A 14510-nucleotide genomic window follows, 5' to 3' on the forward strand; every position below is an offset into this window, starting at 1 on the left:
TTTGCCAAGTACCGAAGGCAAAGGAGATCAATGGATGGGAACTTTGTCACCAGCAAATAGTGCCCCCCCGCGTGACGGGGTGCTCGATGGATTTCGCATGGTGCTGGCCGTCATGGTACTGGCTTTGCATGCCGGAAGCGAGGCGGTTGGCGAAGGCGCCTATTTGACGGTCAATGGCCTCTTCCGCATAGCGGTACCCGTCTTTTTCATTATGAATGGCTATTATTTCAGCAAGGCATGTACGAGCAGAGCCACTTTTCTTTCTTGGTTGAAAAAATCTGCCGGTATTTACGCATTCTGGATGGTGCTGTATTTGCCATGCTACCTGCATCCGCAGGCACTCTCCGGTATGACTGCCTGGGCCATGCTGTTTGCCACGGTGGTGATGGGGTATCACCACCTCTGGTATATGTCGGGCCTGATCTGTGCCGGTATCTTGCTATATTGCTTGCGTAAGCAGGCAAGCGCCCGTCTTGCTGCCATGGCCGCCATCTTGTTTGTGATGGGGGGCTGTCTGCAATATTGTCGTGTTTATCACAATTTCTCATCCTCTCTGCTGCAAAATATCGTGGCGCTGAACTGGATGTCCCGTAACTTTTTGTTTTTTGGCTTCCCTTTCCTGTGTGCGGGCTTCTTGATCGCCAGACATGCCTGGCGTCCGCGAAGCCAGGCGGCGATGGTGAGCGTTGCCGCTGCAGCATTGCTTCTTGTTCTGCTGGAGGCGCATGCGAACTATCTCTTGCAAGGCGCGACCAAGAAAGGTTTCGACATGGTGTTTGCGCTGGCCCTGGCAGCACCAGCATGCTTCATGGCAGCACTGCATGCCCCCCCGCACGGCAGCATGCTGGCCTCCAGAATGTCATCCGCAGTCTACTTTATTCATCCTGCTTGCCTGGCCTTGGGGGTCTATTGGGGATGGCAAGACTGGGGAAGCCTGACCTTGGCAGGACTGTTCCTGTCGTTGCTTGCCAGCCTGCCGCTGGTGCTGTTGGCGCGACGCTGGCGCTATATTTTGTAAGTTGCACGACTGTCCCGCATCTTGTGGATAGTTCTGTTATTAATGACTTGGGATAATCGGTATGCTTGCTTCCATAAAAAAAATTCTTGCTGCGCGGCGGGTACGTCGTTTTGAGCAGATGCTTCGCGGGCGCGGCGTTGCGCTTGGTGAAAACATTCGTTGGGGAAATTTGAAGACCATCAGTATCGATGTCACGCGCCCAACCTTGCTGGAAATTGGCGCGGGAACGACGATCAATTCTGGCACGGAGATTCTGACGCATGATTTCGTCACCAACCTGTTCCTGGATTTGCATGGCGACTTCGTTAATTCTTCGGGTAAGGTGGTGATCGGCCGAAACGTGTATTTTGCCCGCAACTGCACTGTACTCAAGGGTGTGACCATCGGCGATAACTGCGTGATCGGCTATGGCGCTGTCGTCACCAGGGACGTACCGTCCGGCGCGATCGTAGCGGGCAATCCGGCGCGGATTGTCGGAAATGTCGAGCAATATTATGAAAAGCGCAAAGTCAAATGTGTGGCTGAAGCCTTTGAGTATGCGCGCAGCATCCAGGAGCGTCTGGGGCGGCGCCCTGTGGTGGAAGATTTCTGGGAAGAATTTCCGTTGTTCATGGATGGCGACCAGCTGGACGACCGCGTGCCGGTGAAACGCCAACTGGACCGGGCCTATCCGCGGTATGTGGCGAATCACAAGGCGCAGTTCGCATCCTTTGAGGCTTTTCTCCATGCCGCCGGCATACGCGATTGAGAATCATGCCTGAAAAGCAGGTTTTTTATGCTTGCGCCAGTTTTTCTCGCTGCGCAAAGTGATATCGCGCGCACACTGGTTACATGATTAACTAGATTGCAAAAAAATAATTTATAATATGAAAATGATTACTGTGATGTTGCTTGGACCGTCCCTTGATGCGGTCAGTGGGGTCAGTACCCATCTGAATCAAATGTACCGTTCCAGCTTGTCGCGAGATTTTCATCTTGTACATTTCCAGGTGGGCAGCGAAGGGCGCGGGGAGTCCGCATCAGGAAAATTGCTGCGTCTTATGATCAGCCCGTTTCAATTTGCCGTATCGTTGTTGCGGAAACGTCCCGACATTGTCCATGTAAACACGTCGATGGAGCAAAAGAGTTACTGGCGCGATATTGTGTATGTATTTATCGCCAAACTGATGGGCAAACAAGTCGTCTATCAGGTCCATGGCGGCGCGCTGCCAGAGAATTTTTTTGGCAACCGGCCGTTGCTTACAGGCCTGTTGCGCAAGGTGCTGCGTTCTGTTGACAAGGTTGTGTTGCTGGCACAAACGGAATTGCGCGCCTATCAACATTTTGATGACGCACTGCCGTTGGCGGTGATACCGAATGCCATCGATATCGCCGATGATCCGCAGGACAAACGAATGCATGTCCGTCCCTTGCTGCTGGTCTATGTGGGAAGGCTGGCGGAAAGCAAGGGCCTATTCGAATTGCTTTCGGCTCTGGCTATGGTTCGCTCTGCCGGCGTCACCGCGACGTTGAAGATCGCTGGTAGTGGCCCAGCCGAGGTCTCCTTGCGGGCGAAAGTCGTCGAATTGGGCTTGCAGGACGCCGTGAGCTTCCTCGGGCCGGTGTTTGGCAAGGAGAAAGACCAGTTGTGGAAATGTGCGGATGTATTTGGGTTTCCAACGCATCATGAGGGCCTGCCCTATGCCTTGTTGGAGAGTATGGCGGCCCGTACGCCGGCGCTGGTGTGTCCGGTGGGCGCCATTCCCGATGTGATGCAGGATGGCGTGCACGGATTTTTCGTGGCATTGCGCGATCCACAGGCACTGGCGCAGGCTATTTTACGGCTCGATGGGGACCGTGCCTTGCTGCAAAGCATGGGCCAGGCCTGCCGCTTGCGTATCGAAAGCCAGTATTCGCTGGAGCGCCTGGCACAGGATTTTCGCGATACCTATGGCGCACTGCGTCGATAAGATTACTTTTCAAGAGGCTGTTATTCATGTGTGGTATTGCTGGCTTCATTCTCCCCGTATCTGTTCCTGGACAGCGTGACATCATGACCGCGATGGGGGCGGCAATTGCCCATCGGGGTCCTGACGATACCGGCATCCTCGATGTCGTCAGCAGCGACGCGCAGTATCGCGTGGGCCTGGTGCACCGGCGCCTGTCGATCATCGATCTGGCCACCGGCCACCAGCCGCTGGGCAATGCCGACGGCTCGGTGCAAGTGATTTTTAACGGCGAAATCTACAATTTCCAGTCACTGCGGGAAGAGTTAATTGCCTTGGGGCATATCTTCAAAACCGCGTCCGATACGGAAACCATCGTGCACGCGTATGTGCAGTGGGGCGAAGAGTGCGTGCGGCATTTCCGCGGCATGTTTGCCTTCGCCATATGGGATGCGCGCCACGACCGTCTGTTTATCGCGCGCGATCCGTTCGGCAAGAAACCGCTGTTTCTGTGCGAACACGCGGGCGGCTTGCTGTTTGCCTCGGAAATCAAGGCCTTGCTGGCCGTTCCTGGTGTCGCCGCGCAAGCTGACGAGTCCGCCATTTGGGATTATTTCGCCTACCGCTACGTGCCGGGCCCGGCAACCCTGTTCCAGGGTATTCGCAAACTGGCGCCTGGTTCCACCCTGACATGGGAAAACGGCGCACTGCGCGAACAGGTGTATTTCACGCCTGCCGACAGCCGGTCGCGCGTGGCGGCCCCGTTGCCCGCCGATCCTGTCGTCACCTTCCTCGACAAGCTCGATGAATCGGTGCGCATCCGCATGATTTCCGACGTGCCTTTCGGCGCTTTCCTGTCCGGCGGCATCGATTCGTCGGCCGTGGTGGCGCTGATGTCGCGCCATACGGAATTGCCGGTCAAGACCTTCTCCGTTGGCTTCAAGGAGGGCGGCTTCAGCGAACTGGCATATGCGGCCGATATCGCCCGCCAGTTCAAGACCGATCACCATGAACTGGAAGTATCGGTTGACCAGGTCATCGCGCTGCTGCCCGACCTTGTGCGCTTCCGCGACGCCCCGGTGGCCGAGCCGTCCGACATCCCCATTTATCTGCTGGCAAAAGAATCGCGCAAGACCGTGAAGATGGTCTTGACGGGTGAAGGCTCCGATGAAATCCTCGGCGGCTACCCGAAGCACGTGTACGAGCGCTATGCGGGCAACTACCAGATGCTGCCGGGCCTGCTGCGCCGCGGCCTGATCGAACCGGCCATCGGCGCCTTGCCGTATCGTTTCCGCCGCGCCAAGACGGCCATCGTGAACCTGGGCCTGGAAGCGTTCGACGAGCGCATGCCGCGCTGGTTCGGCATGATGTCCGACCAGGAGCGCGCGCGTCTGGTGGCCATGCCGGCGCCGGCGCGCCAGCGCGATCCTTCGCTGGGCTGCGGCAGCGCCGGCAACAGCGCCTTGCGCCGCATCCTGTGCTTCGATCAGCTGAGCTGGCTGCCCGACAATCTGCTCGAGCGGGGTGACCGCATGACCATGGCTGCCTCGCTCGAGGCGCGCATGCCTTTCATGGACCACGAACTGGCCGCATATGTGTCGAGCCTGCCGGACGAGTACCGCGTGCGCGGCCGTACCACCAAGTGGATCTTGCGCGAAGCCATGAAACAGCTGCTGCCGCAAGCCATCCTGGAACGGCCGAAGGTGGGCTTTCGCGTGCCCGTCAACGAATGGTTCCGCGGCCCCATGAAGGATTATCTGTATGAACACTTGACGGGCGCCGATTCGCGCACGCGTCACTACTACCATGCGCAAGCCCTGCAGCAGGTGCTGGCCGAGCACGTGGCCGGGCGGCAAAACCACGAGAAGCTGCTGTGGAGCTTGCTCACCCTGGAAATCTGGCACCGCCAGTATCTGTGACATGCGCATGCTGAGCAATCTGTCCTGGAAACTGAACCGCCTGCGCGCCATGGGCGCGCCCGAGGTGGCACACCGCGTGCACGATGCCGTGAGGCAACGTCTGCAGGCACGCGGCTATGGCCTGGCCCTGGTGCCGCCAGAGGCCGCGCGCCAGCGTTTCGGCGCGCCATGGCTGGGACTACCCGTCGACGCGGCGCCGCACCTGGCGGCGGCCGAACGCATCCTGGCGGGCCGCTTCGATGTTTTCGCCCTGCGCGATGCGGACTTGGGTTTCCCGCCCCAATGGAACCGCGATCCGAAGACGGGCACCGTGGTGCCGCTGGGCTTTGGCAAGACGCTCAATTACCGCGATGAAGCGGTGGTGGGCGACATCAAATGCCTGTGGGAACCGAACCGCCACCTGGCCGTGGCCGACCTCGCGATGGCATACCGGCTGGGCGGCGAGCTGCGCCATGCGCACGGCGCGCAAGCGCTGCTGGAATCGTGGTGGCAGCAGTGCCCGTATCCGCTGGGGCCGAACTGGAGCAGCGCGCTGGAACTGGCCTTGCGTCTGGTCAGCTGGTCGCACGCGTGGCACTTGCTCGGCGGCATGAATAGTCCCCTGTTTGAGGGGGCGCAAGGGCAGGCGTTCCTGCAGCGCTGGCTCGACAGCATCTACCAGCATTGCCATTTCATCGCCGGACATTTTTCGCGCCACTCGTCGGCCAACAACCACCTGTTTGGCGAGTTGACGGGCTTGCACATCGCCGCGCTCACATGGCCGTGCTGGCCGGAAAGTGCAGGCTGGCTGTCGCAGACGGAGCGCGAGCTGGAAGCGGAAGCGTTGAAACAGAACGGTCCGGACGGTGTGAACCGCGAGCAAGCCATTTATTACCAGCACACGGTGGCCGACGAAATGCTGCTGTGCGTCCTGGCAGGCCGGGCCAACGGCCGGCCCCGCTCGGCTGCCTTTTTACAGCGCCTGGAAGCCATACTGGTCTTTATCGCTGCCATGACGACCGTGGCGGGCGAGCTGCCGATGATCGGCGACGCCGATGACGCATTGCTGGCGCACTGGGACAAGGCGCCCGGCGCGAATCCCTATACCTCGCTGCTGGCCAGCGGTGCGGCCCTGTTTGGCCGCGCCGACTTCAAGGCCAAGGCGCGTATCTTCGACGAGAAAAGCGCCTGGCTGCTGGGCGAGACGGGGCGCCAGGCATTTGATGCCTTGCCGGACGCTGTGCCCGATACCTTGCCGCGTGCCTTCCCCGATGGCGGTTATTACCTAATGGGCGCGCGCTTCGATACGCCGGCCGAAGTGCGCTTGACCGCCGACGCAGGTCCGCTGGGTTACCTGGGCATCGCCGCGCACGGCCACGCCGATGCGCTGGCGCTGACCTTGTCGGTGGCGGGGCAGATGGTGCTGGTCGACCCGGGCACCTATGCGTACCACACGCAAAAGCGGTGGCGCGATTATTTCCGCGGCACCAGCGCGCACAACACCGTGCGCATCGATGGCCGTGACCAGTCCGAGTCGGGCGGCAACTTCTTGTGGCTGCGCAAGGCCCGCGCGCGATGTCTGGCCTGGCGTGACGATGTTGAGGGGCAATTCTGGAGCGCCAGCCATGACGGCTACTTGGGCTTGAAAGATGCTGTGCTACATCGGCGCGACGTGCGCGTGGCGCCCGGCGCAGCACTGATCGTGGTTGACGACGTGCTCGAATGCGAGGGCGCGCATGCAGTGGAGCTGTTCTGGCACGTCGATCCCCGCTGCCGCGTGCAGCTGGATGGCCAGGTGCTGCGCGTGGCCGGCGATGCCTTCTCGCTGGAAATGCATTTGCCATCGTTGCCAGATGCCTCCCTGCAACTGGTGCACGGCAGCGACAATCCGCCGCTGGGATGGATATCGCATCATTTTGATGAAAAGCAAGCCGCGCCGACCCTGGTCTGGCGCGCACAGGTGCAAGGCACGACCGCCTTGCGCACCGAGTTACGCTTGAGTTTAGCTACCCCTGATCTGTCAGAAAATACGAGGAAAACATGAAAATTAGCATATTTGGTTTGGGTTATGTGGGTGCCGTATCGGCCGGTTGCCTGGCAACCGATGGGCATGAAGTGATCGGCGTCGATCCGAACAAGACCAAGGTCGATCTGATCAACCAGGGCACCACGCCCATCATCGAAAAAGACATCGGCGAGATGATCGCCGCCACCGTGAAAAGCGGCCATTTGCGCGCCACGGCGGACGTGCGCGACGCCGTCTTCGGCTCCGACATGTCGCTCATCTGCGTGGGCACGCCATCGCAACTGAATGGCAATCTGGACCTGAGCCACGTGCGCAAGGTATGCCAGGAAATCGGCGCCGCCATCGCCGAGAAGGACAGCTTCCACGTCGTCGTGGCGCGCTCGACCATGCTGCCGGGTTCCATGCGCGCGCTCGTCATTCCGACTCTGGAAGCGGCATCGGGCAAGGTGGCCGGCGTCGATTTCGGCGTGTGCAACAACCCGGAATTCCTGCGCGAAGGCACGGCCGTCTACGATTACTACAATCCGCCGAAGACGGTCATCGGCGAATCCGATGAAAAGGCGGGCGCGCTGCTGGTGCAGCTGTATGAAAAGATGGATGCGCCGCTGGTGCGCACGGACGTCGAGACGGCCGAGATGGTCAAGTACACGGACAACACCTGGCACGCCGTCAAAGTGGCGTTCGCCAACGAGATCGGCAATATCTGCAAGGCCGTCGGCATCGATGGCCACAAGGTGATGGAAATCTTCTGCCAGGATACCAAGCTGAACCTGTCGCCCTACTACATGAAGCCGGGCTTTGCCTTCGGCGGCTCGTGCCTGCCGAAAGACGTGCGCGCGCTGACCTACAAGGCGCGCAGCCTGGACCTCGATTTGCCCTTGCTTAACTCCATCCTGCCGTCGAACCAGCGGCAAGTGGAAAAGGGCATCAAGATGATCGTCGACAAGGGGGCGCGCAAGGTGGGCATCCTGGGCTTTTCGTTCAAGGCCGGCACGGACGACTTGCGCGAGTCGCCGCTGGTCGATGTGATCGAATATCTGCTGGGCAAGGGCTACGAGCTGAAACTGTACGACAAGAACGTCAACCTGGCCGCCTTGACGGGCGCGAACCAGGATTACATCCTCAATCACATCCCGCACATTTCCAAGCTGATGGTGACGAACATGCAGGACGTGCTCGATTTTGCCGACACCATCGTCATCGGCAATGGCGCGGCCGAATTCAAGACCGTGCCCGCCAGCCTGCAACCGCACCAGCACATCGTCGACCTGGTGCGCATCAGCCAAGAACAAAGTGGAGAGCAATATGACGGCATCTGCTGGTAACAAGGTAGCAGGGCAGCCGCGCCGTGTCCTGATCCTGGTGGAAAACCTGCCGTCGCCGTTCGACCGGCGCGTGTGGCAGGAAGCGACCACCCTGCATGCGAATGGCTACGAAGTGTCGATCATCTGCCCGACGGGCAAGGGCTACGAGTCGCGCTACGAAGCCATCGACGGCATCCATATCTACCGCTACCACCTGCCGCTGGAAGCGGAAGGGGCGAAGGGCTATCTGGTCGAGTATTCGCTGGCGCTGTTCCACACTTTCCGCCTGGCATGGAAAGTGCATTTCGCGCGCGGCTTTGACGTGATTCACGCCTGCAATCCGCCTGACTTGCTGTTCCTCATCGGCGGCTTCTTCAAGTTGACGATGGGCAAGCGTTTCCTGTTCGACCACCATGACATCAATCCGGAGCTGTACGAAGCCAAGTTCGGCCGCCGCGATTTCTTTTACAAGCTGATGGTGCTGTTCGAGCGCTGGTCGTTCCAGAGCGCCGACGTGTCGATCGCCACCAACGAGTCGTACAAGAAGATCGCCATCGAGCGGGGCGGCATGAAGCCCGAGGATGTCTACGTGGTGCGCAGCGGACCCAAGCTGGACCGTCTGCGCGTGCTGCCGCCCGTGCCGGAACTCAAGAAGGGCCGCACCTACCTGGTCGGTTACGTGGGCGTGATGGGCGCGCAGGAAGGCATCGACCTGCTGCTGCAGGCGGCGCAATACATCGTGCAAACCTTGAAGCGCGAGGACGTGCAGTTTGGCCTGGTCGGGGGCGGCACCTCGCTCGAGCAGATGAAGCAGATGGCGCACGACCTGGGCATCGGCGACTACGTGACGTTTACGGGGCGCGTACCGGATCAGCAATTGCTGGAAATGCTCAATACGTCCGATGTCTGCGTCAATCCCGACGTGGCCAACGACATGAACGACAAGTCGACCATGAACAAGATCATGGAATACATGGCTTTGGGCAAGCCGATCGTGCAGTTTGATCTGGTCGAGGGTAAGGTTTCCGCACAGCAGGCATCCTTGTATGCATTGAAGAATGATCCTGTCGACATGGCGCGCAAGATCGTCGAGTTGCTGGACGACCCGGCCCGCCGCGAGCAGATGGGCGCGTTCGGCCGCCATCGCGTGATCAACGAGCTGGAGTGGGAATATGAAGCGCCCAAGCTGCTGGCCGCGTATGCGCGCCTGTTTCCCGCCGCCGTGCCCGCCGCTCCGGTGACCTTGAGCAAGGACGGCCGCTGATAGCGCCGGACAAAAGCGCCGCACGCGGCGTGCTGATCGCCTGAACGCTCATAGTGTCGAGCGTGCATGCTCCTCAATAAACTGTTTGCGAAGTGAAACCATGAAAATTTACCCAGTCATCCTGTCCGGCGGTTCGGGCACCCGTTTATGGCCTCTGTCGCGCGCCGTATTGCCCAAGCAATTGTTGCCGCTGGTAACGGACAAGACCATGTTGCAGGAAACGGCGCTGCGCGTGCAGAGCCTGCCTAACCGCCGCGCCGGCGACAGTGCGCTGGCCGAATTCGAAGTCATGCCGCCGCTGGTGGTGTGTGGCAATGAGCACCGTTTCATGGTGGCCGAGCAGTTGCGCGAGATCGGCCTGTCGCCGCTGGGCATTTTGCTCGAACCTGTGGGGCGCAACACGGCGCCGGCAGTGGCGGTGGCGGCGCAATACCTGCTGGCCATCGATCCGCAGGCGCTGATGCTGGTCTTGCCGGCTGACCACGTCATCACCGACGTGGCTGCGTTTCACCAGTCTATCGCCGAAGCGGCCCTGCTGGCGGCCGGTGGCGCGCTGGCCACCTTCGGCATCGTGCCGACGGCGCCGGAGACGGGCTATGGCTACATCCGCAGCGGTGCGCCCGTGAGCCCTGGTGCCGCGGGTTGCCAGGTCGAGCGCTTCGTGGAAAAGCCCGACCTGGCCACGGCGCAGTCATTCCTTGCCGCTGGTAATTATTTCTGGAATAGCGGCATGTTCATGTTTCGCGCGGAACGCTATCTGGGCGAATTGGCGGCATTCCAGCCCGCCATGCTGGCCGCCTGCGAGGCGGCCGTGCGCGACGGCTACCGCGATCTTGATTTCTGCCGCCTGGAAGAGAAGGCCTTCGCCGCCAGCCCGTCCGATTCGATCGACTATGCCGTCATGGAGCATACGTCGCATGCGGTGGTGCTGCCGGCCGCCATCGGCTGGAGCGACGTCGGTTCCTGGTCGGCATTGTGGGACGTGCAGCAGGGCGATGCCAACGGCAACGTCGTGCGCGGCGACGTGTATCTCGATGGCGTGAGCAATTGCCTGGTGCGCGCCGAGCGCCGCATGGTGGCCGTGCTGGGTGTGCAGGACTTGATCGTGGTGGAAACGGACGACGCCATCCTGGTGGCGCACAAGGACCAGGTGCAGCGCGTGAAACAGGTGGTCGACCACCTGAAGCAGGCGGGACGCAGTGAACACGTGCAGCACCGCAAGGTGTACCGCCCGTGGGGCAGTTATGAAGGCATCGATATCGGCGAGCGCTTCCAGGTCAAGCGCATCACCGTCAATCCGGGCGGCAAGTTGTCGCTGCAGATGCATCATCACCGGGCCGAGCATTGGGTGGTGGTCAGCGGCACGGCCAGCGTCACGTGCGGTGAGAAGGTGACCTTGCTGACGGAAAATGAATCGACCTATATTCCCATCGGCATGACGCACCGGCTGGAAAACCCGGGCAAGTTGCCCTTGCACCTGATCGAAGTGCAGTCGGGCAGCTATTTGGGCGAAGACGACATCGTGCGCCTGGAGGATGTTTATCAACGCGCCTGATGTGCGGCTTCATGATATCAGCTCAGTGAAACTATTGGCTTTAAGAATGATGCTATAAAGTAACTTTTCATTAAACAATAGTTAACACATAGAATTACTTTATGCTATGATTCTGCCTGGTTTGATCAGATAACTCATGCGGACGCATTATCGCGTCCGCATTCACGTTGAGTGGAATCGCATGAAGAAAAATACGTATTCAGTGCTGGCCGCGCTCGCTTTTGCCGGTTCAGCTTTATTCGCGCAGGCAGCCTGTGCCGCGCCCGTCGACATCAGTTCCACGCCTGGCGCCGTCAATCTGGCTGCGGGCGGTTCGCTGACCTTTGGCGACAAGTTTAAAAACAATCAAAAAAGCAATTTTTTCAATGACCTGTTCGCATTTAACGTGAGCAAGACTAGCGACCTGAGCGTGGTACTGAACTCGCGCAGCAGCAGCGCGACGAATGGCTTGAACCTGACGGGTTTCGGCTTGTACAGCAGTGTCGGCAATACCTTACTGCTGGGCGGCAATCAGTTGTTGACCGGCATCGATGATAAATGGAGCCTGTCGTATGCCAATCTGGCTGCCGGGTCCTACTATCTGAAAGTCAGCGGCAACGTGGTGTCGAACACGGGCGCGGCCTTCAGCGCGAACGGTAGCCTGGTATCGGCCGTGCCGGAACCTGGTACGTATGCGATGTTGCTGGCGGGCCTGGGCTTGCTGGGCTTCATGGCACGCCGTCGTCAGAAGGCGGCCTGAGCCGGCTCTGTCTGATTGGTATCCTCGTTTGCGTTTCCATCCCGCAACTGGCATGAACCAGTTGCAGTCATCTTGGTGAAAAGTATGAAAAAATTCCTGAAATCCCTGTTCGTGGCCGCCATGTTTGCCGGCAGCAGCCTGGCAGCCCATGCGGCGCCGGTTGACATCAGCCACGCGGCGGTGGATCTGACGCAAGATTTGCTCGATTATTCCAGCAGCGAGTTGCTGGGCTCGTTTTCGCTGGCCCCAGGCCAGTTGGCCGGCGCGGGCAATAACTTTTTCAGCGACAAATTCACGTTCAGCGTGACGGGTTTTAACGACCTGAGCGCACTGGCGACCTCGCTCAAGCCGAGCGCCAACTCCGGCCTCACGCTGACCGGCTTCAGCCTGGGCAATGCCAGCGGCATTCTGTTTCATGGCGCGCTAGACTTGATCAATTTCACGGCGCAAGACCAGGCATGGTCGCTGCAGTCCGGTTCCGCGCCTTTGGCTGCAGGCAATTACTTCCTGCAAATTGACGGTTATGTTGCCTCGCCAACTGGCGGCAGCTACAGCGGCATCCTGGCCGTCACGCCGGTGCCGGAACCGGAAACCTACGGCATGCTGCTGGCGGGCCTGGGTTTCGTCGGCTTCATGGCACGCCGCCGCAAGCTGCAAGCCTGAAGATAAAAAATTCTGTACATGAAGCGGAGGCTGCGGCCTCCGTTTTTTTTTGCCGCCGGCCGACGTGGGGCTATAATCGTCACGCACAGTGGGTGGCTGCGGCATGGCTGCTTCGATTTTCTTCAATGACGAAATTGACCTTGCATAACTCTCTCTTCCTTTTGCTGGCATTGGCTGCCGGCATTGCCCATGCCGATGCGCCATCCATGCCGCCAGGATTGAATGCGCTCCAATTGGCTGTCGTGATCAATGATGCGGAACCGAACAGCATCGCGGTGGGCGAATATTATCGCCAGGCGCATGGCATTCCTCCTGCAAATGTTGTGCACGTGAATATCCCGAACCGCCCGCGCAAGCTCAGCGTGGCTCAGTTTGCGCAGCTGAAGGAACGTATCGACGCGCAATTGACACCCCATATCCAGGCCGTGCTGATGGTGTGGAGCGCGCCCTACGCGGTCGAATGCAATTCCATCACTTCCGCCTATACCCTGGGCTACGATGCGGCGCAATGCGCGAAGACGTGTGACGCCGGCAAGCCCAGTACTTATTTCAACAGCAATGTGCCGCAACCATTCACGCAGATGGGCATGCGCCTGTCCATGCTGCTGCCCGTCGACTATGTGGAAGAGGCCAAGGCCGTGGTGGACCGCGGGACGGTCAGCGGTTTTTCCGTGCCCGCCGCCAGCGCGTATTATCTGACCACCAGCGAAAATGCGCGCAACAGCCGTGCCGCTTTTTTCCCGCCTGCCGGGATCGTGCGCCAGCGCAAGCTGACCGTCAAGAACCTGAAGGTCGATGTACTCGATGGCGCACAGGACATCATGGTGTATCAGACGGGCATGGCCAAGGTCGCCAAGCTCGACACCTTGCGCTTCCTGCCTGGTGCCCTCGCAGACCACCTGACTTCGTTTGGTGGCGATTTGCAGGGGACGGCGCAAATGAGCAGCCAGCGCTGGCTGGAGGCGGGCGCGACGGCCAGCTACGGTACCGTCAGCGAGCCATGCAATTACTGGCAAAAATTTCCCAATCCGACAGTGCTGCTACGTCGCTATCTGACAGGTATGACGGCGTTGGAAGCTTACTGGGGCAGCGTGGCGTGGCCGGCGCAGGGATTATTCATCGGTGATCCACTGGCGGCGCCGTATGCCGCCTTCCGGCGATGAGATGGTGCTGATAGAGGAAAGAGGCTCTTGCGAGCTTTTTTATTATGCCTTGCGGCGTGCGGCAAAGCCCAGCAAGGCCAGCCCAGCCATCAGCATGGCCCATGTTTGTGGCTCAGGAACGGCAGGAATGGTGGGGACCAATGGTGCGGGTACTGTATTGCGGCCCGTATCGATACCACCGCCGCTGCCACCGCCACCCACGCCGCTGCCCGCTGGGAAGCTGTTACCGCTGCTTGAGGCCGAGCTCAGCAATTGCGGAACGTCTTCCGGCATGTTCTGACGCACGAGGCCTGGCGCGTGGTAGCCATCCCAGCTGGGAAACTCGTCCGCAGCCGCTACGGAAGTAAACTGGTCGATATTGCTGACAGAGTTGCTGTTCTTTAAGCCTTTGCCACCCTGACCGCCATTCATGCCGCTCAACCCGGTATCGTCGAGCAGGCCAAGCGAATGCGTGCGTCCGGACTGTGCTGGTTTGCTCAGGTCGGGGACTGCTTCATCGCTGCCATATTGCTTTGTCTCGCCGACGCCGTCGTTGCTGCGGACATCAATGCCGATATAGCCGTCGATCAGACGGCATGAACTATATGTGCTATCCATATCATCATTTTTGTTCGCCTTGCCGCCGGCGCTATTGCCGCCGGCAGCCTCGCACCGTTTCTGTTGTTCCGCCGCTGGTTGCGCGCGCGCGTTTTGCGCGTTAACTGTCGCGTGTGTCACGGACAGCAGCGTGACGAGCAAGAGTGAAAATTTGAAACTGATCGGTGTGGTCATGTTTGATCTCGCGGAGTTATTGCTGACAGCGTGTGCTGTCTTCGTTGGGCCAATGCCGCACATCGCCGTTGCTGTGCATAGCTGAAAAACAGGCATGGATTGGGCCCGATACGTTTCCGACTGTATTGCTGGCACCTGAAGTATGGGCTGACAACACTTAATCGTTGCAAGTAATTAAACTTAT

General features: G+C 59.6%; 12 protein-coding genes. 11 read left to right on the top strand and 1 reads right to left on the bottom strand.

The features are described from left to right. Positions 1-34: 34 nt before the first annotated feature. The 11 genes from IGS60_RS09500 (at position 35) to IGS60_RS09550 (ending at position 13555) form a co-directional block, all read left to right on the top strand. Complete coding sequence (locus tag IGS60_RS09500; RefSeq protein WP_268993999.1) at positions 35-1018, top strand: acyltransferase family protein; 984 nt, start codon at positions 35-37, stop codon at positions 1016-1018. A gap of 61 nt (positions 1019-1079) precedes the next feature. Beyond that, positions 1080-1766 carry an acyltransferase gene (locus IGS60_RS09505; RefSeq protein WP_230503989.1) on the top strand — a complete coding sequence of 229 codons (687 nt, stop codon included), beginning with the start codon at positions 1080-1082 and terminating at the stop codon, positions 1764-1766. Between the two features lie 118 nt (positions 1767-1884). Next, positions 1885-2967 (top strand): glycosyltransferase family 4 protein, encoded by a 1083-nt coding sequence (locus IGS60_RS09510; RefSeq protein WP_230503991.1) that lies wholly within the window; start codon positions 1885-1887, stop codon positions 2965-2967. Positions 2968-2993: 26 nt separating this feature from the next. Continuing rightward, a complete protein-coding gene (gene asnB / locus IGS60_RS09515; protein ID WP_268994000.1) occupies positions 2994-4862 on the top strand; it encodes an asparagine synthase (glutamine-hydrolyzing) in 1869 nt (622 codons plus the stop codon). A gap of 7 nt (positions 4863-4869) precedes the next feature. Beyond that, complete coding sequence (locus IGS60_RS09520; protein ID WP_230503994.1) at positions 4870-6885, top strand: alginate lyase family protein; 2016 nt, start codon at positions 4870-4872, stop codon at positions 6883-6885. Further along, positions 6882-8192: a nucleotide sugar dehydrogenase gene (locus IGS60_RS09525; protein WP_230503996.1), complete on the top strand. Its 1311-nt coding sequence runs from the start codon at positions 6882-6884 to the stop codon at positions 8190-8192. Before IGS60_RS09520 ends, IGS60_RS09525 begins: the two co-directional genes overlap by 4 nt. Further along, on the top strand, positions 8173-9435 hold the full coding sequence (locus IGS60_RS09530; RefSeq protein WP_230503999.1) for a glycosyltransferase family 4 protein: 1263 nt from the start codon (positions 8173-8175) through the stop codon (positions 9433-9435). Before IGS60_RS09525 ends, IGS60_RS09530 begins: the two co-directional genes overlap by 20 nt. Positions 9436-9535: 100 nt before the next feature. Next, a complete protein-coding gene (locus tag IGS60_RS09535) occupies positions 9536-10990 on the top strand; it encodes a mannose-1-phosphate guanylyltransferase/mannose-6-phosphate isomerase (RefSeq protein WP_099410444.1) in 1455 nt (484 codons plus the stop codon). A gap of 181 nt (positions 10991-11171) precedes the next feature. After that, positions 11172-11729 carry an FxDxF family PEP-CTERM protein gene (locus IGS60_RS09540; RefSeq protein ID WP_230504001.1) on the top strand — a complete coding sequence of 186 codons (558 nt, stop codon included), beginning with the start codon at positions 11172-11174 and terminating at the stop codon, positions 11727-11729. 84 nt (positions 11730-11813) lie between these two features. Further along, on the top strand, positions 11814-12392 hold the full coding sequence (locus IGS60_RS09545) for an FxDxF family PEP-CTERM protein (RefSeq protein WP_230504003.1): 579 nt from the start codon (positions 11814-11816) through the stop codon (positions 12390-12392). A 140-nt stretch (positions 12393-12532) separates the two neighbouring features. Beyond that, positions 12533-13555, top strand: a complete 1023-nt coding sequence (locus tag IGS60_RS09550) for a TIGR03790 family protein (RefSeq protein WP_306798476.1) — start codon at positions 12533-12535, stop codon at positions 13553-13555. A 42-nt stretch (positions 13556-13597) separates the two neighbouring features. Here the strand turns inward: IGS60_RS09550 and IGS60_RS09555 are convergent, their stop codons facing one another. After that, entirely contained in the window at positions 13598-14326 is a 729-nt protein-coding gene (locus tag IGS60_RS09555; protein WP_230504005.1) for a PEPxxWA-CTERM sorting domain-containing protein, read from the bottom strand. Positions 14327-14510: the final 184 nt, after the last annotated feature.

The organism is Janthinobacterium sp. FW305-128 (genome assembly GCF_020858135.1).
Classification (GTDB): domain Bacteria; phylum Pseudomonadota; class Gammaproteobacteria; order Burkholderiales; family Burkholderiaceae_D; genus Janthinobacterium.